Genomic DNA, 21,507 nt, shown 5'->3' with positions numbered 1-21,507 from the left:
AAGAAACCATTTTGTAAATTACTTACTAGTTGACTAATTTTAAGTTCCCGTAAGCAATTGGAATTCCGCTGGACGATTATTTTTAGTTGCAACAAAGGCAGGGAATTTAGACAGAAATAGTTTGGCAAAGTGGAGATTTTCTTCGTCAATACTTATTTCGTTAAAACAATATCCACTTTTATTAATCAGCAATTTATACGAATAGTATTTTTTACGAAACGCTACAATTATAAAAAGTTGAATTACGGCTAATGTTATTCCTTGAAATAGTATATTAGATTCTACTAGTGGTAATACTATTCCCAAAAGCAATCCTGAAAATACGAGTTGTATAACATTAGTTGTTATATTTCTATTTGTTACCAACCTACAATTTGAAATTTGATTTAAATTGACAATTGCATCATGATTTTTAAAAATCACTTTTGAACCTGAAACTACATACAGCGAATTTTCTTCTGTGACAGTTTCAATTTTTGTTTCGGTGGAATAATTTGTTATCATATTCTTTTATGAATTAAATTAAAAAAATCTTACCAGAACAGCTTACATCAACTAAATTATAATGTATTGCCCCCAATAAACATTAGTAAGCTGTCTGGTAAGAGTAACCCTAAATCATATCATAAAAGTATATTCTTAATTTAGATAAAACCCCTTTTGTAGCAATAGCTTAAAAAAAAGTACTAATAATTTATATCCCAAAAAAATTAGTTGTACAAAAAACTTTTTATGAAAAAAAGCATACATTTTGTATTGTTATTCATACAAATACTAACCTTTTAATCGCAATTACAAACAAGTACGATAAAAACAACAACCAATAATCCAACACCAATAAGAAATAAAGCTATTAAGACCGCATCACTCTCAACTATTGATTGTTTAGAATTAGGTAATAAATCCTTTAAATAATCCCAAACAGACTCTGAATTATTTATTTTGACCCACAAATCATTAAAAATTTTAAACATTTTTATTATTTTCTTGTAAAATAATCTATTCGTTTTGATTGTTTTAATTTATTCCGTTAGATTTAAAAAAAAGAATTAATAATTTAAAGTCATAAAAAAAACACTCTTTTAAAAGTGTTTCATACAACCTGAAGAATTTTCAACAGTATATCAACTCAAATTTAAACTGGGTTTATTTACTTATAGAAGGGAAATAATTTTTTCGTTTTGGATTAATTTTATGTAGTCTCTGGGAGTTACATTAAGATAGGATTTAAAGCTTGTAGAAAAATAAGACAAGGAATTGAATCCTGTTTCATCAGTCAAAAATTGAATATTTCTCTCTCCTAACTCAATTAGCTTGATGGCGTATTCTAATTTAAACTCTCTAATATATTGACTTCCATTTTTATTCGTAAGTTTCCTAATCCTTTTGTCTAATGTCGAGTTGCTTATAAAAAGCAGACTCGATAATTCATTCATATCTATCTTTGATTTTAAATTTTTTACAAGAATTTCATTCAACGAGGTGATGAAATCTTTTTCAGACAATTTAATGGTCACTTTAGAAAACGGATCGGGAATGTATTTTTTTTCTATATTGTTTTTGAACGCAATCACATTTTTTATTTTATAAATCAATTCCTTCACTTTAAAGGGTTTCATTATAAAATCATTAACGCCATTTTCTAACTGCCGGAATTTGACTTCATCGTCCATATTGGCGGTAATTACAATAAATGGAATGCTTTTAAATTTACTGTCTTTTCTAATTTTCAAAAAAAGCTCTTCGCCTCCCATAACAGGCATCATTAAATCACTTATGATAATGTCTGGGATGTTTTTTTGCAAATATTTCAAAGCTTTGGCTCCATCTTTTAGCCAATTTACCTCAAAATCACTCAAGATTAATAACTCTAAAATGGAGCTTCCTAAAGCCAAATCATCTTCGATTAAAACGATTTTTAATTTTTGTTTTCCCATTTTACTAAATTACCAATTTCTATTTTAATCAAACCTCATTTTATTTTAAACTATCAGTAAATAAAACCTTTTAGTAATTAATTAAAATACTTTTATGAAGTATTAAAAATTTTGTTAAAAGGCAAAAAAAAAGAAATCTAAATACTACACAAAAAATGATAAATTATTACATCGAATTATCGGAAAGATTTCTGGCAGAAACTATTTTAGGAAACGATACCGCTTCCTTGAAGAGGGAACTTTATTATATGAAATTATCGAGTTTAGAACGAAGATTAGATACAGATGATTTAAAAAAAACATTTTGGATAAATATTTACAATGCGTTCTCGATTATAATTCAAAATGAGCCAAAACCAAAAGGATCCATTTTAAAGTACAAAAGGATTAAAATAGCTTACAACCTTTTCTCCTTGAATGATATCGAACTTGGAATATTAAAAAAACAAAAATATAAAGTTGGATTCTTATATGTAACAAACCCATTTTTGCCCAAACATGTTTTACGCCTATCCATAAACAATACTGATGATTCTATTTTATTAAAATTAAACACAAAAAAAGCTACCGTAAAGTAGAGACTTCCTTTAAAATTTTTGCTTTTTAATAATTAGTATTAAACTCCCTCTAATGTCCTACTTCATTTTAAAAAGTTGGTTACAACGCGTATTCAAACAACGAATTAATAAGTCTTATTATAGTAAAGCAACTGTTTTTTCAATTTAAGCAGCTCATAACAAGCAAATAAAGGATTTTCATGCCCTATACCACCTCCACAACAAAAAATCATTTATTGGGAATTTCAATTGCTAATAGCGCTCTTTTGAAAGAACATTCAATTGAAGCTACGCTAAATACGTGCCTCAAAGCACTTGGCGAAAGTCATAACGTAGATCGCTGTTATATTTTAAAAATCGAAAAAGATACTATTCAGTATTGCAACGAATGGTGTCATGCAGGAATACATTCTTTCCTAAACAACTCCAATTTAAAAAGTGAAATCTGCGACGATTTTCCTGAAATGTATGCCAAATTAGCTAATGATGAACCGCTATATGGAGCTGTAAAAGAATGTAACAATCACTCTTTTACTAAAATCATGAGTGACCGCAGTGTTCAAACCTATTTATTAACTCCCATTTTCTCAAAATCAAAATTGTGGGGCTGGGTTGGATATGAAAACTGCTCCCAAGAAAAAAATTGGGATGACGAACAAGTATATTCACTTCATTTACTGGCAAAAAATATTGGAATTAGAATCAATCAGAATAAAATATTCGCAAAATTATGCGATAATTTGGACTATTTTAATTTTTATATTCAAAGATCAAAACGTAGTATTTGGGAATTAGATTTAAAAACAAATACGGTTAGATTCTCTCCTAATTGGGGCAAGATGATTGGTTACAATACTATAGAAATAACCCATACGTATGATTTCTGGAAAAAAAACGTCCATTTGGAGGATATCGTTCGAGTAGAAGAAGAGCTTAAAAATTACATTTTAAACACCTCCGATTGCTACGAAGGGGTTTATAGAATGAAACATAAAAACGGACACTTCATTTGGATAAAATACAACGGGTTACTTAAAAAAAATAGCAATGGAAAACCTATCAAAATTATAGGAACCCACATCGATGTCAATGAACTTAAAGAAAAAGAGAGACAATTACAGTTGTCCGAAGAAAAATTTAAATTTATTGCTGACAATACCTCCGATGTTATTTGTCAACATAGCATTGACGGAAAATACAGCTATGTTTCAAATTCTATAAAAGAAATTTTAGGCTATGAACCCATCGAAATGATTGACAAAAAAGCTTTTGATTTTATCCATCCTGATGATTACAAAGTTATATTCGATGCGCACGCCGAATTTATTAAAGGGCAAAAAACTGGAACATCAACCTATCGATTCAAAAAAAAAGACACTACCTACATTTGGTTAGAAACTGCTGCCAAGCACATTTTAAATGAGCACAATGAAGTAGTGGGAATTCAAACTTCGAGCAGGGATGTAAGTGAGCGAATTAAGGCCGAAGAAGAAATCAAAACGGCGCTATTGAAAGAAAGAGAACTTAATAAAATGAAATCAAGATTTGTTGCCATGGCATCTCATCAGTTTAGAACACCGTTGACAGTTATCTATTCTAATGCGGAACTTATGGAACTCAAAACAAATCATTTTGACAAAAAAACAATCCATTCTATTGAGAATATTACTTCCAGAATAAAAAAAGAAGTAGATAGAATGACGGAGTTGATGAATAATATTTTGATTTTTGGTAAATATGAATCCAAGAAAATTAAAAAAGAAATCAAAACAATTAATTTCAATACCTACATCAAAACACTAATCAATACCTATTTCAATAATGCGCTGCATGAAGGTAGTATTCAATTAAAAATAAAGGGCAAAAAACAAGTTTTTCATACCGATGAAACTTTATTGACCCATATTTTAACCAATTTAATCAGTAATGCGTTCAAATATTCTGTTGGTAAATCTAATCCAATTGTAACCCTAACCTATTTAGAGCACGAAATTATAATAGAAATAATTGATTTTGGAATTGGAATTCCAGAAAACGAGACGCAATATCTTTTTACCTCTTTTTTTAGAGCCTCAAATACAAATACCATCATAGGTTCTGGTTTGGGGTTAGCTATTGTAAAACAATTTACTGATTTTTTAAACGGAAAAATTGAAATACAAACCAAAGAAAACATCGGAACAAAAATAAAATTAATTTTTCCTTATGAACAAAATTAAAATTCTGTTAGTCGATGACGAAGTGAATTTAAGAGAAACTATTTGCGAGCTACTTATCTATCAAAACTACACCGTTAAACTAGCTTGTAATGGTCAAGAAGCGCTAAATTTATTAGAACATTGGACACCAGACTTAATTATATGCGACATCATGATGCCCGTTATGGACGGCAGTACCTTACACAGAATCATTAAAGATATTCATTCCTTAAACTCCATTCCTTTTATTTTTTTGACTGCCAAGAAAGAGAATAACATCATGAGAAAATGTTTGTTAGAGGGTGCTGATGATTTTATAGCTAAACCATTCCGAATAAAAGAATTAATAGCCATTATAAAATCAAAAGTAGCACGATTTGAAAGAATAAAAAATACTCAAAATCATTTATATCCTGGCGACAATAATTTTTTATTACACGAAATTAACACGCCACTCAATGGCATTCTAGGCTCCATTGAATTGCTTATAGAAAACCAACAAGGGCTTGACAAAAAAGAAATTGCAACATTTTACAAATCGATAAAAGCATCAGGTGAACGATTGAATAGAACGATGCAAAATATAATTTTGTATCAAAATCTTAAAAATAATTTCGTAGAGTTCAATGATAATGCAACTGCCGAAATAGAAACTACTTTTCTAATTGCAAAAGAAGAAATTTTTAAAAGCTATGAAGGTCAAGAAAAAAGAATCGATTTTGAAATTGAAACTGCACTAATTAAAATCAGCCAAGAACATGTGCAATTCATTTTATTTGAATTAATAGATAACGCCTTAAAGTTTTCTGCTAATAACAAAGTCATCATTGTTTCAGGCCAAAAGTTCAATGAGTCCTATTACGAACTAGTAATTACCGATTTTGGGATAGGTTTTAGCGAAGAGGAATTAAATAAAATTGGTGCAGGTCAACAATTCAATCGAGAAGAAAGAGAACAGCAAGGTTTAGGATTAGGACTGTTTTTAAGCAAAATAATTATAAAAAAATCAAATGGTGTTTTTACAATTGTTTCAAAAGAAAATGAGGGGACAACTATCAAAATATTTTTTCCGCTACACAATCCCACAATTCTGGACTAAAAGACAAAAAAAGTGCTTCATCCCTGAAGCACTTTTGACAACTAACTAACCCTAAAAATCTAATTTAAATCGAAACGCAATCCTAACGAAATGTTATTTTGCTTCACTGCATTGTCTTTGAACAAGGGATTCAAATCGTATTTTAAGTACAAACTCGTTTCTTTGTAGCCAATATAAGTACTCAAACCGTAAATAAAATCACTGGTATTGAAATCGCCTTTGGTTTTTTGTTGCGCTTTGAAATCACTATCCTCGTATTTCAAAATCTGTTTGGATTTTAGATTAATTCCCGCATAACCGCCTAAACCCAAACGAAAACTTTGGTGGGTTTTGAAAACCGTTTTGCCATCATGGTCACTTTTTCCAGAAAAATCAAATTCTAAATGAACGGGTACCACTAAATACACATTTCTAAATCGTGAATCTTTTAATTGTTTGGGGCTAACTTCCAGATTTGTTTGATTGCCGTTGATCACAAAAGTACGATTATCAGTAGGACGTAAATTATTGTACATCAAGGATAAGCCGTATTTGGCATGCAATAAATTGCTGTTTTTGGCCAATCGAGAATTGTAACTCAATCCCCATTCGTAAAAATGAGAACCTAAAAAACGATAATCGGAATGGTCTATTTTGCCATCAGTAACCAAGTTATGGAGCCCCGCTGCAAACACGAATTGTGTCGTTGTTCGTTTTTCGCCTTTATTTTTATCCTCCGAGTTGAATTTACCATCCCAATGAATGACGATGGTACGAGAGGAATCGCGTTCTTTAATTTTGCCATCCACTTTTTCTTGCACCAAGATTTTTAATTTTTCCTGTTCTTGTGCCACTTTCGATTCAATGTTAATGGCTCGGGCTTCGGCCAAGACTTTCTTTTTGGCATCGGCTTCTTCTCTGGTTATTGTCCCTTTTGACAATTGCTCGTTTACGGCTTCGACTTCGGTTTTTAAGGCTTCTTTTTCTTGTTTGGTAATGGATTCTATTTGGGACGCAATTTTTTTGGCTTGCCCTTCAAAGGATTCTTGACCTAACATTTTGCTCGCCAATAGGCATAGTAAAGCCGCTACATAAATAGTAAAATTTTTCATAATGATTTGATTTTAATGGTGATTGATGATTGTTACTCCTGATTTCTGTTGACCAAAGCCACTTTTACGGTTTGGTAATTTTTATTTACTTTGGCGATCATTTTTTCTCGAAAGGACAAATCCAATTCGCCATCAACTTGCGAAAGTAAATTGACCGCATTTACTTTTATTTGCGTTGATGATGTGGTTTTGTCTTTGAAAGAAGTGACAGGAACGCTTGCCAAAAGCGCTCTTGGTTGGACTGTTTGCATAGGATTAATATTGAGTTCTTGCTCTGTTTTTGGGGTGGTATTAACAAGAATATTTTCGGCATTTGCAAGTGACTTTTGTGGTTTTAGATTGTTATCCTTCTGGATTTGTTTGGGTGTGTTTTTGTCACGAACCACAACAACAGCACTTTTTGAAGTTAAAACAGGAGTCAAATTGGCTGGTTCATTATTTTTTAAAGTACTTGTTGCCGTATCTTTTTCCTGAACGACAACTTGTTTTTGTAGCGTTATTATTTTTTTGTTTTGATTAAAAAAAGCAGTTCCCACCAACAGCAAACCAACAACACTTGCAGCAATATACCATCTAGAAATACTACGTTTTGGTTTTTCGGCAACGGTCAACATAGCGTCCAAACGATCCCAAGCAGCAGCCGAAGGTTTTATTTCCCGCTGGTTTAGCTTTTCTCTAAATTGTTTTTCTATTTTATTCGGTTCCATTTTCTTGTTTTTTTAACGTATTGATTTGTTGTTGCAGTAGCCGCCGAGCATGAGACAATTGCGATTTTGAAGTTCCCTCGTTAATGCCTAGCATTTTGGCAATTTCCTGATGTTTATATCCTTCAATGGCGTATAAATTAAAAACCATTTTGTACCCATCTGGTAGCGTATCTATCAAAAACTGAATGTCCGCTATCGAAAATTGACTGTCGTTATTGCCGTCACTTGGCTCCAAATACCTTTCGTCCTCAACGAAATGTACTTTTTGTCGCACTCGGAGGTACGAGATGCATTCGTTGACCATAATCCGCCTAATCCAACCTTCGAAATTCCCTTTGTGTTCAAAATTTTTAAGATTCAAAAACATTTTCATAAAAGCAGTAATCATCACATCTTCGGCTTGTTGCACATCTTTGATATACTGCCTACAAACTCCCAACATTTTTGAAGAAAATCTCGTGTACAATTCCTGCTGTGCAAATCGATTGTTTTCGATGGCAAGCTGGATGCACTTTTGTTCTTCTTGATGTAGCTTAATTACTTTCATTTTCAAATTTAAAAAAAGGGGGGTTCAATTTCAATCTCAATTTCAATTTCAATATCAAATATCAATTTCAGTAGCAAACCTCCTTCTATTAACATAGACGAGAATTGATTCTAAAAGGTTGCATGTAGTTGTAGTTTTTTTTAAATAAAAAAGAAAAAAAAGCCGTGAACACTAGGTAATTCGGGCTTTTTGATTGCAATTAAATTTTAAAATTAGTCTGAAAAAATTATTTTTTTCGTTCAATAACATAGTTGACCATGAGCACCAAAGCAGCTTTGAACTCGGAATTGGGATAATTTTCTAAAAGTAGTAAGGCTTCTTCTTGAAATTCGATCATTTTATTTTCGGCGTAACGCAAACCGTCTTGCTCTTTTACAAAAGCAATGACTTCTTTGACACGTTTCTTGTCTTTGTTGTGGTTTTTGATGGAATTGATGAGCCAGCTTTTTTCTTTGGAACTGCAATTGTTTAAAACATGAATCAAAGGCAATGTCATTTTTTGTTCCTTGATGTCAATTCCCGTGGGTTTCCCTATGGCATCATCGGTGTAATCAAATAAGTCATCTTTTATCTGGAAAGCCATCCCTATCAGTTCGCCAAACTTGCGCATGTTCTCGACTTGAACCTCATCCTCAATAACGGATTTGGCTCCAAGAGCACAGCAAGCGGCAATAAGAGTAGCCGTTTTTTTTCGAATGATTTCGTAATAAATGGCTTCGGTAATGTCGAGTCTTCGGGCTTTTTCTATTTGTAATAATTCGCCTTCGCTCATTTCACGAACGGCTACCGATATAATACGGAGGAGGTCAAAATCGCCATTATCTATAGAAAGTAACAAACCTTTTGACAGTAAATAATCGCCCACTAATACGGCAATTTTATTTTTCCAAAGTGCATTTATCGAGAAAAAACCCCGTCGGCGGTTGCTATCATCCACCACATCATCGTGCACCAAAGTCGCGGTATGAATTAGCTCGATGACACAAGCACCGCGATACGTTCGCTCGTTGACAATTCCTGCAGAAACCATTTTGGAGGTCAAAAAAACAAACATCGGACGCATTTGTTTTCCTTTTCGATTCACAATATAATAGGTGATTCGGTTGAGCAAAGCCACTTTGGAAGTCATGGATTCGTAGAACTTTTTCTCGAAAAGTTCCATCTCGTCAAAAATGGGTTTCTTTATTTGTGTAGTAATGTTCATTGCGATTTCAAATATACTATTTTATCTAAAAAATCGGTACTCAATTAGCATTATGTTTACTGATTTTAAATAAAAAAAACAATTAAACCTTTTTGATTTTCTCCAATCTAAAAGTAAACCTAAAAACCCAAATGAACATGAAAACAAAAATTTTATCCTGTGGAGCCGCCCTTGCTTTGGCACTTTTAAGTAGTTGCAGTTCTAACGAAAGTGCACCAGCAACAACGACCGTCACAACAGCTGCCATTACCGTTGATGCCAAAATTGACGCATCGGTTGATGATGTTGCTAACATTGTCGAAGATCAATATACCGTTCAGCAAGGACTAACCAATAAATCAACTGGAACGATTAAAAGTATGTTGCCTTTGTGCGCAACAATTACAACAGTTTTGACTAATGGCACTTGGACTAGAACTATTGATTTTGGCACGCAAGGCTGTGCGCTCCCAAACGGGAATACTGTAAAAGGTAAAATCACCATTAGTTTTGTGAATAATTTTACCAGTTTATCACAAACGATTACCTACACTTTGGACGGATTTTATCATAATGACAAAAAGATAGAAGGAACCAAAACCATTATTAGAACCTTAAAAAGCAGTGATTTATTGGTCGCTGTACATCCGATTTCTACATGCACATTAGACCTAACCATTACTTTTGCCGACGGAAAAGTGTACAAAAGAACAGGAACAAGAGTCAAAGAAATGACCGAAGGATTCGATACTAAATCCAATTGGGAAGACAATGTTTTCTTGGTTTGGGGAACTGGAAACACTACATTTCCTGACGGTAGCGTGTATACGGCAACCATAAAAACACCTTTGCGATTTGTTATGACGTGCCACTTGCCTTTTCCAGTTTTAGGAAGCGTTTCGATTACAAAAAATCAAAGTGAGGCAGTAATCGATTTTGGAACTGGAATCTGCGACAATCTAGCTACAGTAACCATTTTAGCAGTAACTAAAGAAATTACATTAGAAAAATAACCGTTTACATTACTACAAAAAAGCCTTACAATATAAATTAAAATTTTCTTTTGTAAGGCTTTTGTAATGTTATTACGCTTCTTTATTGGCAAGTTGCCCGCAAGCGGCATCAATATCTTTTCCGCGGCTTCTTCGCACTTTTACTACAATTCCGTTGGACTCCAAGGCTTTTATATAGGCTTCAATAGCCGCTTGAGAAGCTTGTTGGAATTCGCCATCATCAATAGGATTGTATTCGATTAAGTTGACTTTGCAGGGTACGTATTTACAAAATTTTACTAACGCATCAATCGAAGCTTGGTCATCATTAATTCCCTCCCAAACTACATATTCATAGGAGATTTTGCTTTTGGTTTTTCGGTACCAGTATTCTAATGATTCCCGTAAATCAGCCAAAGGGAAATTAGCACTAAAAGGCATAATCCGAGCCCTAATTTCATCAATAGCCGAATGTAAGGAAACTGCCAATTTGAATTTCACATCGTCATCGGCTAGTTTTTTAATCATTTTGGGCACCCCAGATGTTGAAACCATAATGCGTTTAGGAGACATTCCCAAACCTTCTGGCGAAGTAATCATTTCAATCGCTTTCAGCACATTGTTATAGTTCATAAGCGGTTCGCCCATTCCCATAAAAACAATATTCGACAGCGGATGGTTGTGATACAAGCGACTTTCTTTGTCGATGGCAATAACTTGGTCATAGATTTCGGCTGGCTCCAAGTTGCGCATTCTTTTGAGTCGTGCAGTTGCACAAAAATTGCAATCTAAACTACAGCCCACTTGACTCGAAACACAAGCTGTCGTGCGAGTGAGCGTAGGAATCAAAACGGATTCGACCACTAACCCATCATGCAAACGAACGGCGTTTTTGACCGTTCCATCTTCGCTGCGTTGCATCGTATCGACTTTGATGTGATTGATTACAAAGTTGGTTTCTAGCATCAATCGAGTTGTTTTGGATAGATTGGTCATATCCTCAAAACTATGTGCGCCTTTGCTCCACAACCATTCGTACACTTGATTGCCACGAAAAGCTTTGTCGCCATGGGCCACAAAAAAATCTCGTAATTGCTCTTTGGATACTGCTCGTATGTCTTTTTTCTCGATTTGCATGGCGCAAAGTTAAGGACTATTTTGAATTATACTGAATTTTTATACCCTTCAAAATTATATTTTGTAACTTTGTTTTTCTCTAAACAGCAATAGTATGGGACTTCCGGAATTAAAACAAAAAATCCAAATGCAAATCGAAAATGCAGATGAGCGCGTCCTTCAAATGGTAGCATCGTTTTTTGATACGTATTTGAATGAAGAGGCGTCAGATAATACTCCTTTTAATTCGATGACATTACTTGAAAAAAAAGGAATTGATGAGGCACTTAAACAAGTGGCTAACAAGCAAACTATTTCGCACGAATTAGTAATGGAAGCAACTAAAAAAAGATACCCCAACTATTTTAATAATGAAAATTGAATGGACATTTGCTGCCAAAAATGATTATTGGCAAAATATTGAATACTTGGAAAACCAATGGTCCGAAAAAGAAGTCTTGAATTTCATTAACGAAGTTGATTATTCTCTTCATTTATTAGCAAAAGGAAATGTTATTTTTACAAAATCTGATTATAATAATACTCACAAAATGGTAATCATAAAGCAAATTACGCTTTATTATTCCATTGAAAACGAAACCATTTACTTGTTACGATTTTGGAATAATTACCAAGATTTGAGTAATTTTAAATTAAAATAATGCATTTCATCTCCCAAGAACTAGAGGATTATATTGAGCAACATTCTGAAAAAGAACCAGAATTATTGGTGGCTTTAAACAAGGAAACCTATCAAAAAATATTGTTACCCAGAATGTTAAGCGGTCATTTTCAAGGGCGTGTTTTGAGCATGCTGGCCAAACTGATTCGTCCCACAACTATCCTCGAAATTGGTACTTACACGGGATATTCGGCGTTGTGTTTGTGCGAAGGCATGCAAGAAAACGGGCAGTTGCACACGATTGATATTAAGGAGGAATTAGTTGATTTTCAGCGCAAACATTTTGACAAATCGCCTTGGGGCAAGCAAATCATCCAGTATTTAGGTGAGGCGACAACCATTATTCCTAGTTTGGATTTGAAATTTGACTTGGTTTTTATAGATGCTGATAAAGAGAATTACCTAAATTATTTTGAATTAATTGTTCCAAAGATGAATAAAGGCGGTATCATTTTGTCGGATAATGTTTTATGGAGTGGCAAAGTTTTGGAACCGCTGGATAAAAAAGATAAAAGTACCAAAATACTGCTGGAATACAACCTATTGTTAAAAAATGATCCTCGTGTAGAAACCGTTTTGTTGCCTATTCGTGATGGATTAACCGTAAGTCGGGTGCTGTAAATACAACACAAACACCCCGCCTTTTTTGGATTAACAACCATTTTATGAAAATAAAAATTGTTGTAAAGCACGGATTACTTGACATAATTTTTATTTTAATCGGAGTTCAATGAACTTCGTTTGAAGTATAAATTGTTTTTTATTTTTTTGATTAAAAACAAAAAAGATTGCTTCACTATGCTTCTGTTTTTATTGGTGTTCAGTGAATTTCGTTTTTAACGGATAGCGGCACGACTGCTGATTGAAAAAACGGCAATTACTGCTCCTGAAAAATCTAAAACCTAGACTCAAAAATCTGCAATCAATTCGTTATCTTTGCACTCTTAAAAATAAGAACAAAATGGCATTATCCGAACAAGAAATCATTCGTAGAGAAAAACTACAAGGCATACGTAATTTGGGAATTAATCCTTATCCGGCACAACTTTTTCCCGTAAATCATACTTCAAAACAAATAAAGGAGAATTTCGAGGAAGGTAAGACGGTCATTGTTGCTGGGCGTTTGATGAGTGTGAGAGATCAAGGAAAAGCTTGTTTTGCGGAATTACAGGACAGCGAAGGACGCATACAATTATACGTAAATCGCGATGTTTTATGTCCAGAAGAAGATAAAACGGTGTACAATCAGGTTTTCAAGAAATTGACCGATTTGGGTGATTTTATTGGTATTGAAGGCGAATTATTCACTACAAAAGTAGGTGCGCAATGTATTCGTGTGGATAAATTTACTTTCTTGAGTAAAACGTTGCGTCCGTTGCCATTGCCAAAAGTGGATGAAGAAGGGAAAATTCACGATGCTTTTAACGATGCTGAATTGCGTTATAGAATGCGTTATGTGGATTTGACGGTAAACCAAAATGTAAAAGATACGTTTATCAAAAGAACCAAATTGTTCAACGCAATGCGTGGTTTCTTTAACGATGCGGGTTATCTTGAGGTTGAAACTCCTGTTTTGCAATCGATTCCTGGTGGTGCTGCCGCGCGTCCGTTTATCACGCATCACAACTCGCTTGATATGCCATTGTATATGCGTATTGCGAATGAATTGTATTTGAAAAGATTGATTGTTGGTGGTTTCGACGGTGTATATGAATTTTCGAAAAACTTCCGTAACGAAGGAATGGACAGAACGCACAACCCAGAATTTACCGCAATGGAAATATATGTAGCCTACAAAGACTACAACTGGATGATGGATTTTACCGAAAACTTGCTAGAACATTGCGCTATTGGTGTCAATGGAACAAGTGAAGCTACTTTTGGCGAACATAAAATCAACTTCAAAGCGCCTTATGCTCGTGTGACGATGACGGATTCGATCAAATATTTTACAGGTTTTGATATTTCTGGCAAAAGCGAAGCCGAACTTTTTGAAGCGGCTCTCGGCATGGGAATTGACGTAGATGCTACAATGGGTAAAGGAAAACTGATTGATGAGATTTTTGGTGCAAAATGCGAAGGAAATTATATTCAGCCAACGTTTATTACGGATTATCCAAAGGAAATGTCGCCGCTTTGTAAAGAGCACCGTGACAATCCGGATTTGACAGAGCGTTTCGAATTGATGGTTTGCGGTAAAGAAGTTGCCAATGCATATTCGGAATTGAATGACCCAATTGACCAACGGAGCCGTTTTGAAGACCAAATGCGTTTGGCTGAAAAAGGCGATGATGAAGCGACAGGAATTATTGACGAAGATTTCTTGAGAGCCTTGGAATACGGTATGCCACCCACTTCTGGTTTAGGAATTGGAATGGATCGTTTGATGATGTTCTTGACTAATAATGCTTCGATTCAAGAAGTATTGTTCTTCCCGCAAATGCGTCCAGAGAAAAAACAAGTTCAACTAGAAGAAGATGAAAAACTAATTGTTTCCATCTTGCAAGCTAACGGCAATCAAATGGAATTTGGTTCACTAAAAATCAAATCGGAGTTGAGCGGCAAGAAATGGGACAAAGCAATGAAGAATCTTTCGGGTCTTAAACTGACCGAAGTGGTTGTTGAGGGGGATGTGAAGGCTTGTCGATTGAAGGAGTAAATTTAATTCTAAATATATTTAAAGGAGTTTCAATTCGAAGCTCCTTTTTTTATGACCTTTGGTTTTCTAAAAATAATACTAATTCATCAACATTAGTAAACGGATTTAAATTGAAAATTTCAACTCCATAGTTATTTTCGAGAACAGATAATCTAACGTTTTCAGTATTTGATTTTGCAAAATTCAACCTACCTTTTAATATTGAATAATGTTTAAAATCGTTTTTCTCATACTTTTCCATTCCAACACATTTCTTTAATTCTTTTTCTAATGCTTCGTCAGAATCAAAAGCTCTAGTAGAATTTTTAAAATGAAACAGATACCAAGACTCAAAACAAATACTAGAAAAAATCACTTTAATCTTTTTATCGGATGCCAATTTGAAAGCTTCATCTCTTTTGGCTTGATTATCGTGATCGAAAACCACAAATATTTCTTGAAATCCTTCACGTTTAGCTTTCTTAATTGCTTCTTCAGCCACCCCTTTGCAATCTACTTTATTACTCTGAAAAACATCCACACCAATAGTTTTTGGCAATCGAAAATCTTCCTTCATTGCAGTAAAATAATTCTTCTCGGTTAATCCTTAACAAAGAATCAACACTTTAGATTGAAAAATTCTATTTTTAAAAGTATTATTGGGTCTTTTAGCCATAATTATGAATTTATAAAATCTATCAATTCATGTCTAAAAGTTTCTCTAGCGATATGTGGCACCGCTCCTAACCTACCTTCCAAATACCATTTTTCATAATTTCCCTCTCGAATTCCTTTAATATCAGATACTGCAAACATTTCTGTTTCACCTTTTTCATTTTTCTCAACCAAATTGATTTGGTCTCTTCTTAATTTATTTTCCGGGCTTAATAAAGTGGTGTCATGAGTAGCAAAAATAAATTGCGCTCCTTTTGTATTCACTTCTGGATCATTAAATAAGTGTAAAATATATTGTGCAATTTCTGGATGTAAACTTCTTTCGAATTCATCTACAACTATAGTCCAACCTAGTTTTAATCCCACAAAAATTAAAGGCGAAAACGATATAATTCTTTGAGTGCCTGATGACTCATCGGAAAACTCAAATTCTATCCTTTCGAATTTATCGTTCAAATGAATAGTTTTAATCTCTCCTTCATGCTCTTCAAAATCAACAACTTGAGTGTCAATTTTTTGGATTAAAGATTTTGACAACTTCAAAACTTGTCCATGATCTTCTAAATTATTAAAAATAAATTCACTTACAACTTTATTGAAATTTTCAGAATGAAAAAAATGAGTAGGAAATACAAGCATTGCAGTAATACTTTCATAAACATTTTTAGCAATTTCAACATTTTCGAGTGCAGCCTTACCTATAAACAATTGATTTTCAGTAGTTCTTTGTTTTATAGTTTCAAAAATCCCCTCATAACCATTCCCTTTGTGAAATTCTTGTCTATATCTTTCAAACACTTTAACTTTCAGTCCTTTTGGATGAAAATAGAGAGACTCATTTATAATTTCTCTTTGGTGGACTTCAAGAGAATAAACATATAAAACATTTTCAATTAATATGTCAATTGAAAAAGAAGATGGTTTTTTTATGTTCTCTTTACTTAATTTAAAAGGAACAAATAAATCTATAATGTCATTTGGCTTATTATCCGTTGAATTAAGAACAAAAAATCTAAAATCAGATAAAGCACGAATCACATTACTCTTTCCACTTGCATTTGGTCCATAAATAGCAGCAGAAGTCAATCCGTAATAGTCTTTATTTTTTGTTGCATTGGGATTTGTCTTTATGATTCTGTTGACTGGATTTTTCAAATCGCTAGGAATCATAGACAATTCAACCATTTCGTTAATTGACCTGAAATTTGTTATTCTGAAGTTTAACAACATCACTTAAAACGTTTATTTGTAAATATATTACAAATATACATATTAATTGGGTTTTAAACATTGAAATTGTTGTAAAAAAATCATCCCCCAATCTTAATCATACTCCTATTCTGGGAAAACAATTCTGGGTTTTGAAATTTTGCATCATCATCCATTCCGCCTCGCATGGCATGTTTGGATTTTATGTTTTGAAAGAGGAGCGGTTCGATGGATTCGCCTGCTCTCAAAGTATCCAGCAATGAAGTTTCTGAATTCGAAAACAAACAGTTTTTTAGTTTTCCGTCAGCTGTTAAACGGATGCGATTGCACGTACTACAAAATGGATTGGTAACGGAACTAATTACCGAAAAACTTCCTTTATAAGACTCAATTTTGTGGTTTTTTGCCGTGTCGTTGGGTTTGTCTTGAATACGTAATACATTTTCATTAGAATAAAAACCTTCCACTTGATCCATAATTTCGGCATAGGAAACTAATTTTTCTTTATTCCATTGATTGCCATCAAAAGGCATAAATTCAATAAAACGAATTTGAATGTTTCGGTCTTTTGTTAATTCAATAAAATCGATAATTTCGTTATCGTTAAAACCTTTAATCACTACAACATTCAATTTTACATAAAAACCATTACCATCAAGCAAATCCAAATTCTCCCATAATTTATCGAAATAATTTCTACGGGTAATGGTATTGAATTTATCTTTTTCTAAACTATCAATACTGACATTCAAAGTCGTAATTCTGGCCTCTTTGAACGTGTCTATAAAATCGTGAACTAAAATTCCGTTGGTTGTCAAGGTCAGTTCAACCCCTAATTTCCCTAATCGTTGAATAATAGCTGCGGCATCTTTTCTAACCAAAGGTTCACCTCCCGTCAATCGAATTTTAGTGACGCCGAGATTGACAAAAGTTTGGGCAATAGTCACAATTTCGTCGGCAGTCATTAGGTGTGCTCTTGGCGTAAGCGCAATTCCCTCGGCGGGCATACAATAGGTACACCTCAAATTACAGTGTTCTGTAATCGAAATGCGTAAATAATTGTGATTTCTGCCTTGTGTGTCTTGCATTTTGTTTTTATTTTCCGTGGTTGAAACCGTTTAATATTTTGAATAAATGCAATATTGATGGAAAAACGGCATCCATAGATTCGCTCGCACCTGCTGCGGAACCTGGCAAAGCCATTATCAACGTATTCCCCTTGAAACCGATTACGGATCTTGACAACATGGCATAAGGTGTTCTCTCTTGACCATAGGCACGAATGGCTTCTTCGATGCCAGGAATGCGGCGATCCAACAACGGAATCACCGCTTCGGGCGTAACGTCTCTGTTAGACAAACCTGTTCCGCCCGTGATGATTACTAAATCTTTATTACTGTCACAAAACTTGTTTATTGTTTCTTGAATATCCGAAACCTCATCAGGAATTACCGTATAACTCGACACGCTTAATCCTAAATTTTTAATTTTTTCGGTAATCACTTTTCCTGCGCGATCTTCCTTTTTGCCTGAAGCCACAGAATCGGAACAAACCATCACAGCAACCGATAAATCCATTTTTTCTTTGACACCAAAATCCGATTTCCCTCCTTTTTTGTGCAGCAATTTAATGGTCGAAATTTCGACTTGCTTGTCAATGGGTTTTAGCATATCGTACATTGTCAAGGCTACTATTGATGCGCCGTGCATGGCCTCGACCTCAACGCCTGTGCGGTAAATGGCTTTTACGGTTACTTCTATTAAAACCGAATCTTCCTGTAATTTAAACTCAATTCCTGTAAATTCAATCGGCATTGGATGGCAATCCGGAATGGAATTAGAGGTATTTTTTACGGCAAACAAACCCGCTGTTCTGGATACTTCCAGCACGTTTCCCTTTGGAACGGTATTGTTTAAAATGGCCTTCATCGTTGCTGACGAACCTACTTTGACAATGGCTTGTGCCGTTGCGGTACGTTGGGTAATGATTTTATGGGTGATATCTACCATAGGGATTTTAGATTGGGGATTAACGATTTTTGATTTCAGATTTGATGTTGTTAAACATTGGATTGTCGATTTCAGAAGTTCTACTAATTCTGAAATCAAAAATCGTTAATAAAAAATCAGCAATCATTTTATTTCTTAATTATATCTGTGCAATTTTTTTATGTATTTTTTTTCCAAGTATACGATTCGTCTTCAAAAATCTCTTTACCAAAAACGGGGGCTTTTTCTTTGATGGCTTCTACCAAAAATTCTAAAGCTTCGTAAACTACTTTGCGTCTAGGTGCCGAAACAAAAACAAACAAGCAAATTTCTCCTGTTTTTACCAAACCTAAACTGTGATAAATGTGCAAACAAGTCAAATCGAATTTAGCGAAAGCGGCTTCACGGATTTCGTAGAAACTTTGCTCTGCCATTTCTTCGTAAGCGGTGTATTCAATCGCTGCAACGGTTTTTCCTTCGATCACATCGGCGCGAACTTGGCCTAGAAAAATATTATGCGCTCCAATAGTAGTTTTGCTTTGGTGTTTAGCGATGGAATTCCCAATAAATTCTGATGTGATTTCTCCTTGTATAAAGGAACTTTTCTTCCCCACCCCAGCCCTCCCCGAAGGGGAGGGAGCCGAAACTGGGAGTATGTTTGTTTGTTTATCTGACATGTTTTGTTTTTTTGGCCACAGATGACACGGATTAAACGGATTTTCGCCGATTACTTTTTAATTGATTTATAATCCGTATTATCTAAAACCTGTTTTATTATTTTATTGAAATTGTCATTGCTATTGACATTGTTATTGCAATTTATTTTTCAAAGATTCGATACCTTTTGCTAAATGAAAAACTCCGATAAATCCTGAATTTTGAAGGTAATTCATCGCGGCTTCACTGCGTTGACCGGTTTGGCAAAACAAAACGATTTCTTTATTTTTATCTAATTTCTTACTGTATTCTTCCAATTCTTTTAAAGGAATTTGAATACTATTTTCTCTTTTAAATTCTGGCGTTTCCTCCAATTCTCGAACGTCGATAACGATTATTCCTGCCTGATTGCATTTTTCTAAAAAGGCTTCGGGACTTAAATTTTTTATTGTTTTTTTGCTATTCAAAAGCTGACTTCCGTTGATAAAACCTTTTTCGATTGCTTTTGGATTTCTGGCAAACTCGATAATTTGGGTTTGAAAATGCAAAGCATCATAGACCAATAATTTCCCTGATAAAACTTCTCCAATTTCTAATATTATTTTCAAAACTTCGGTGGCTTGAAATGCACCTAAAGTATTTGGTAAAACTCCCAAAACTCCTGATTCGACACAATTTGGAACAACTTTTAAACTTTCCTGCTCGGGAAACAAACAACGATAACTCGGTCCGTTTTTATAATTAAAAACCGAAACCTGTCCTTGGAATTTATAAATGGAAGCATAAACAACGGGGATTTTTTTAAACACAGCCACATCATTTATCAAATAACGAACGGCAATTGTATCGGTGCAATCGATAATAATTTGGTAATCTTGAACAATTCTGAAAGCATTTTCAGTTGTGAAAAAATCCCGAAATACGTTTACGTTGATTTCTGGATTTAATTCTAAAATGGTTTTTTTAGCTGTTTCGGCTTTGCTGTTGCCACAATCTTTTAAGGTGTACAGCAATTGACGGTGCAAATTGGTCTCGTCCACCACATCGCCATCAACAATTCCGAGGCTTCCAACTCCAGCGGCGGCTAAATTTTGTAAAACAGGACAACCCAAACCACCCGCTCCAATGACCAAAACACGTGCGTTTAGCAATTTTAGCTGCCCTTGTTCCCCAATTTCTGGAAGAGTGATTTGTCTGGAATATCTGGTTTTGTTAGTCATTTTTTTATTTATACCCGTTGTTTGCGTGAGGGATAGCAGTGGAGCTCTTTTTTTGACTACCCTGTCAGGGTTTTGAACCCTGACAGGGTAGTCAAAAAAAAGCGGGAACGTACAGCCCGACCCGACCTTTTCGGGAGGGGCACGCCCAAAGGAATTTTAGCGTATCGATTTTAACCCCCAGCAAAAGGAGGCAAAAACGCAACCACATCTTGGTCTTTTACAATATAATCCAGACTAGCCATTGCTTGATTTACCGCAATAGCATAGTTGGTATTTTTTAGTTCTTGGTACGTGTTTTCTACTTTTGATTTCAAAAGAGAAACAGCAATAGTGCTTTCCTCCAACAAAAAAAATTCCTCTTTCTTGTTAGTTATATCGGCAAGCAAACCAAAATATTTCAAAGCAATTTTCATTACTGTATGTTTTTATACTCCTCTTGTGTGTTAATATTTTGCACTTGAATGGCCCATTTTTCGGGTACTTCAATAGTTTGATGGCTAACATCCTCAATTACTTCTCGCAATTTCAATTGGTTTCCGGCCAAATGCTCCCCAAAAACAATACGCATCGAACGATCATAAACTGCTACGAGTGGACTCGTTTTGTTATGTACTTGAACCTGCGTCACCATATAAGAATCCTCGTGTTTTGACAAAATCCATTGCAACAATTCGGTGGTAACCAAAGGAACATCTACACTCAAAACAAAATTTATTTTGGTTTTAGAAAATTTCAAAGCCGAGTACAAGCCGCTAACAGGTCCTTTGTTGGAAATCAAATCTTCAATTCGGGTGTAGCCCAGGGTATCATAAGCGGGATTCGAGGAAACAATCACAATATTGTCGCCTACAATAGGCTGTAATGCGGCACAAATATGAGCCACAAAGGTTTTGTCCCGAAGCAACAACAACCCTTTATCTACTCCCATGCGCTGACTTTTGCCGCCAGCCAAAATAATTCCTGTAATCATATTATTCTCTTTCATATCTTTTTTTTCTCCCCATGGGGTG

The 21,507-nt window shown here is 34.4% G+C and carries 23 protein-coding genes and 1 pseudogene; 8 read left to right on the top strand and 16 right to left on the bottom strand.

The genetic code is table 11. The annotated features are described in order from the left end of the window. Positions 1–39 precede the first annotated feature (39 nt). The 3 genes from FNW21_RS05440 to FNW21_RS05430 all read right to left on the bottom strand — a co-directional run bounded on the left by FNW21_RS05440 (position 40) and on the right by FNW21_RS05430 (position 1,937). The gene (locus FNW21_RS05440; protein ID WP_144255724.1) at positions 40–504 is read right to left on the bottom strand and encodes a hypothetical protein; all 465 of its coding nucleotides are present in this window, start codon (positions 502–504) and stop codon (positions 40–42) included. Positions 505–782: 278 nt separating this feature from the next. After that, positions 783–974 (bottom strand): hypothetical protein, encoded by a 192-nt coding sequence (locus tag FNW21_RS05435; RefSeq protein WP_144255723.1) that lies wholly within the window; start codon positions 972–974, stop codon positions 783–785. A gap of 180 nt (positions 975–1,154) precedes the next feature. Further along, positions 1,155–1,937 (bottom strand): response regulator transcription factor, encoded by a 783-nt coding sequence (locus FNW21_RS05430; protein WP_144255722.1) that lies wholly within the window; start codon positions 1,935–1,937, stop codon positions 1,155–1,157. 155 nt (positions 1,938–2,092) lie between these two features. On the opposite strand from FNW21_RS05430, the gene FNW21_RS05425 reads away from it, so the two are divergent. From FNW21_RS05425 to FNW21_RS05415, 3 genes are all read left to right on the top strand, one after another. After that, positions 2,093–2,515 carry a DUF547 domain-containing protein gene (locus FNW21_RS05425; protein WP_144255721.1) on the top strand — a complete coding sequence of 141 codons (423 nt, stop codon included), beginning with the start codon at positions 2,093–2,095 and terminating at the stop codon, positions 2,513–2,515. Between the two features lie 179 nt (positions 2,516–2,694). Further along, the gene (locus FNW21_RS05420) at positions 2,695–4,713 is read left to right on the top strand and encodes a sensor histidine kinase (protein ID WP_144255720.1); all 2,019 of its coding nucleotides are present in this window, start codon (positions 2,695–2,697) and stop codon (positions 4,711–4,713) included. Further along, complete coding sequence (locus FNW21_RS05415; protein WP_144255719.1) at positions 4,700–5,791, top strand: ATP-binding response regulator; 1,092 nt, start codon at positions 4,700–4,702, stop codon at positions 5,789–5,791. Before FNW21_RS05420 ends, FNW21_RS05415 begins: the two co-directional genes overlap by 14 nt. A gap of 59 nt (positions 5,792–5,850) precedes the next feature. Here FNW21_RS05415 and FNW21_RS05410 read toward each other — a convergent pair whose 3' ends face one another. The 4 genes from FNW21_RS05410 to FNW21_RS05395 all read right to left on the bottom strand — a co-directional run bounded on the left by FNW21_RS05410 (position 5,851) and on the right by FNW21_RS05395 (position 9,340). After that, complete coding sequence (locus FNW21_RS05410; protein WP_144255718.1) at positions 5,851–6,882, bottom strand: hypothetical protein; 1,032 nt, start codon at positions 6,880–6,882, stop codon at positions 5,851–5,853. A 32-nt stretch (positions 6,883–6,914) separates the two neighbouring features. Beyond that, a complete protein-coding gene (locus FNW21_RS05405) occupies positions 6,915–7,589 on the bottom strand; it encodes a hypothetical protein (protein ID WP_144255717.1) in 675 nt (224 codons plus the stop codon). Then, positions 7,576–8,136 carry an RNA polymerase sigma factor gene (locus FNW21_RS05400; RefSeq protein WP_144255716.1) on the bottom strand — a complete coding sequence of 187 codons (561 nt, stop codon included), beginning with the start codon at positions 8,134–8,136 and terminating at the stop codon, positions 7,576–7,578. Before FNW21_RS05400 ends, FNW21_RS05405 begins: the two co-directional genes overlap by 14 nt. 226 nt (positions 8,137–8,362) lie before the next feature. Beyond that, complete coding sequence (locus FNW21_RS05395) at positions 8,363–9,340, bottom strand: polyprenyl synthetase family protein (RefSeq protein WP_144255715.1); 978 nt, start codon at positions 9,338–9,340, stop codon at positions 8,363–8,365. A 137-nt stretch (positions 9,341–9,477) separates the two neighbouring features. Between FNW21_RS05395 and FNW21_RS05390 the strand changes: the two genes are divergently transcribed. After that, on the top strand, positions 9,478–10,332 hold the full coding sequence (locus tag FNW21_RS05390; RefSeq protein WP_144255714.1) for a hypothetical protein: 855 nt from the start codon (positions 9,478–9,480) through the stop codon (positions 10,330–10,332). 72 nt (positions 10,333–10,404) lie between these two features. Here the strand turns inward: FNW21_RS05390 and rlmN are convergent, their stop codons facing one another. Continuing rightward, the gene (gene rlmN, locus FNW21_RS05385) at positions 10,405–11,448 is read right to left on the bottom strand and encodes a 23S rRNA (adenine(2503)-C(2))-methyltransferase RlmN (RefSeq protein WP_144255713.1); all 1,044 of its coding nucleotides are present in this window, start codon (positions 11,446–11,448) and stop codon (positions 10,405–10,407) included. Between the two features lie 94 nt (positions 11,449–11,542). On the opposite strand from rlmN, the gene FNW21_RS05380 reads away from it, so the two are divergent. The 4 genes from FNW21_RS05380 to lysS all read left to right on the top strand — a co-directional run bounded on the left by FNW21_RS05380 (position 11,543) and on the right by lysS (position 14,768). Then, positions 11,543–11,809 (top strand): hypothetical protein, encoded by a 267-nt coding sequence (locus FNW21_RS05380; RefSeq protein WP_144255712.1) that lies wholly within the window; start codon positions 11,543–11,545, stop codon positions 11,807–11,809. Then, positions 11,799–12,089: a type II toxin-antitoxin system RelE/ParE family toxin gene (locus FNW21_RS05375; RefSeq protein ID WP_144255711.1), complete on the top strand. Its 291-nt coding sequence runs from the start codon at positions 11,799–11,801 to the stop codon at positions 12,087–12,089. Before FNW21_RS05380 ends, FNW21_RS05375 begins: the two co-directional genes overlap by 11 nt. Continuing rightward, positions 12,089–12,730 (top strand): O-methyltransferase, encoded by a 642-nt coding sequence (locus tag FNW21_RS05370; RefSeq protein WP_144255710.1) that lies wholly within the window; start codon positions 12,089–12,091, stop codon positions 12,728–12,730. The genes FNW21_RS05375 and FNW21_RS05370 overlap by 1 nt, the downstream gene beginning before the upstream one ends. Positions 12,731–13,070: 340 nt before the next feature. After that, the gene (gene lysS / locus FNW21_RS05365; RefSeq protein ID WP_144255709.1) at positions 13,071–14,768 is read left to right on the top strand and encodes a lysine--tRNA ligase; all 1,698 of its coding nucleotides are present in this window, start codon (positions 13,071–13,073) and stop codon (positions 14,766–14,768) included. A gap of 49 nt (positions 14,769–14,817) precedes the next feature. Here lysS and FNW21_RS05360 read toward each other — a convergent pair. The 8 genes and pseudogenes from FNW21_RS05360 to mobA all read right to left on the bottom strand — a co-directional run. Continuing rightward, positions 14,818–15,336, bottom strand: a pseudogene (locus FNW21_RS05360) (RloB family protein); the annotation flags it as partial. A gap of 89 nt (positions 15,337–15,425) precedes the next feature. After that, positions 15,426–16,592, bottom strand: coding sequence for an AAA family ATPase (locus FNW21_RS05355; RefSeq protein ID WP_235889592.1), 1,167 nt, complete (start codon positions 16,590–16,592; stop codon positions 15,426–15,428). Positions 16,593–16,732: 140 nt separating this feature from the next. Then, entirely contained in the window at positions 16,733–17,719 is a 987-nt protein-coding gene (gene moaA / locus FNW21_RS05350) for a GTP 3',8-cyclase MoaA (RefSeq protein ID WP_144255708.1), read from the bottom strand. Between the two features lie 7 nt (positions 17,720–17,726). Further along, positions 17,727–18,668, bottom strand: a complete 942-nt coding sequence (gene moaCB / locus FNW21_RS05345; RefSeq protein WP_262710613.1) for a bifunctional molybdenum cofactor biosynthesis protein MoaC/MoaB — start codon at positions 18,666–18,668, stop codon at positions 17,727–17,729. A 131-nt stretch (positions 18,669–18,799) separates the two neighbouring features. Further along, positions 18,800–19,297: a molybdenum cofactor biosynthesis protein MoaE gene (locus tag FNW21_RS05340; protein ID WP_144255706.1), complete on the bottom strand. Its 498-nt coding sequence runs from the start codon at positions 19,295–19,297 to the stop codon at positions 18,800–18,802. Positions 19,298–19,429: 132 nt separating this feature from the next. Then, positions 19,430–20,497, bottom strand: a complete 1,068-nt coding sequence (locus FNW21_RS16290; protein ID WP_185963886.1) for a HesA/MoeB/ThiF family protein — start codon at positions 20,495–20,497, stop codon at positions 19,430–19,432. A 170-nt stretch (positions 20,498–20,667) separates the two neighbouring features. After that, positions 20,668–20,910 (bottom strand): MoaD/ThiS family protein, encoded by a 243-nt coding sequence (locus tag FNW21_RS05330; RefSeq protein ID WP_144255705.1) that lies wholly within the window; start codon positions 20,908–20,910, stop codon positions 20,668–20,670. Continuing rightward, positions 20,910–21,482, bottom strand: coding sequence for a molybdenum cofactor guanylyltransferase (gene mobA, locus FNW21_RS05325; RefSeq protein WP_144255704.1), 573 nt, complete (start codon positions 21,480–21,482; stop codon positions 20,910–20,912). The genes FNW21_RS05330 and mobA overlap by 1 nt, the downstream gene beginning before the upstream one ends. Between the last annotated feature and the right edge of the window lie 25 nt (positions 21,483–21,507).

The organism is Flavobacterium restrictum (genome assembly GCF_007097245.1).
In the GTDB taxonomy this organism is placed as follows: Bacteria; Bacteroidota; Bacteroidia; order Flavobacteriales; family Flavobacteriaceae; genus Flavobacterium; species Flavobacterium restrictum.
Note: the sequence above shows the minus strand (reverse complement) of the source record. Positions and strands in the feature narration are given on the sequence as shown.

What these genes read in the sequence shown, in the direction of transcription:
- FNW21_RS05405 (WP_144255717.1), bottom strand. Translation starts at nt 7,589, where the DNA reads ATGGAACCGAATAAAATAGAAAAACAATTTAGAGAAAAGCTAAACCAG.
- FNW21_RS05435 (WP_144255723.1), bottom strand. Translation starts at nt 974, where the DNA reads ATGTTTAAAATTTTTAATGATTTGTGGGTCAAAATAAATAATTCAGAG.
- FNW21_RS05340 (WP_144255706.1), bottom strand. Translation starts at nt 19,297, where the DNA reads ATGTCAGATAAACAAACAAACATACTCCCAGTTTCGGCTCCCTCCCCT.
- FNW21_RS05420 (WP_144255720.1), top strand. Translation starts at nt 2,695, where the DNA reads ATGCCCTATACCACCTCCACAACAAAAAATCATTTATTGGGAATTTCA.
- FNW21_RS05375 (WP_144255711.1), top strand. Translation starts at nt 11,799, where the DNA reads ATGAAAATTGAATGGACATTTGCTGCCAAAAATGATTATTGGCAAAAT.
- FNW21_RS05415 (WP_144255719.1), top strand. Translation starts at nt 4,700, where the DNA reads ATGAACAAAATTAAAATTCTGTTAGTCGATGACGAAGTGAATTTAAGA.
- mobA (WP_144255704.1), bottom strand. Translation starts at nt 21,482, where the DNA reads ATGAAAGAGAATAATATGATTACAGGAATTATTTTGGCTGGCGGCAAA.
- FNW21_RS05390 (WP_144255714.1), top strand. Translation starts at nt 9,478, where the DNA reads ATGAAAACAAAAATTTTATCCTGTGGAGCCGCCCTTGCTTTGGCACTT.
- FNW21_RS05395 (WP_144255715.1), bottom strand. Translation starts at nt 9,340, where the DNA reads ATGAACATTACTACACAAATAAAGAAACCCATTTTTGACGAGATGGAA.
- FNW21_RS05400 (WP_144255716.1), bottom strand. Translation starts at nt 8,136, where the DNA reads ATGAAAGTAATTAAGCTACATCAAGAAGAACAAAAGTGCATCCAGCTT.
- lysS (WP_144255709.1), top strand. Translation starts at nt 13,071, where the DNA reads ATGGCATTATCCGAACAAGAAATCATTCGTAGAGAAAAACTACAAGGC.
- rlmN (WP_144255713.1), bottom strand. Translation starts at nt 11,448, where the DNA reads ATGCAAATCGAGAAAAAAGACATACGAGCAGTATCCAAAGAGCAATTA.
- FNW21_RS05370 (WP_144255710.1), top strand. Translation starts at nt 12,089, where the DNA reads ATGCATTTCATCTCCCAAGAACTAGAGGATTATATTGAGCAACATTCT.
- FNW21_RS05330 (WP_144255705.1), bottom strand. Translation starts at nt 20,910, where the DNA reads ATGAAAATTGCTTTGAAATATTTTGGTTTGCTTGCCGATATAACTAAC.
- moaA (WP_144255708.1), bottom strand. Translation starts at nt 17,719, where the DNA reads ATGCAAGACACACAAGGCAGAAATCACAATTATTTACGCATTTCGATT.
- FNW21_RS05410 (WP_144255718.1), bottom strand. Translation starts at nt 6,882, where the DNA reads ATGAAAAATTTTACTATTTATGTAGCGGCTTTACTATGCCTATTGGCG.
- FNW21_RS05425 (WP_144255721.1), top strand. Translation starts at nt 2,093, where the DNA reads ATGATAAATTATTACATCGAATTATCGGAAAGATTTCTGGCAGAAACT.
- FNW21_RS05430 (WP_144255722.1), bottom strand. Translation starts at nt 1,937, where the DNA reads ATGGGAAAACAAAAATTAAAAATCGTTTTAATCGAAGATGATTTGGCT.
- FNW21_RS05380 (WP_144255712.1), top strand. Translation starts at nt 11,543, where the DNA reads ATGGGACTTCCGGAATTAAAACAAAAAATCCAAATGCAAATCGAAAAT.
- FNW21_RS16290 (WP_185963886.1), bottom strand. Translation starts at nt 20,497, where the DNA reads ATGACTAACAAAACCAGATATTCCAGACAAATCACTCTTCCAGAAATT.
- FNW21_RS05355 (WP_235889592.1), bottom strand. Translation starts at nt 16,592, where the DNA reads ATGATTCCTAGCGATTTGAAAAATCCAGTCAACAGAATCATAAAGACA.
- FNW21_RS05440 (WP_144255724.1), bottom strand. Translation starts at nt 504, where the DNA reads ATGATAACAAATTATTCCACCGAAACAAAAATTGAAACTGTCACAGAA.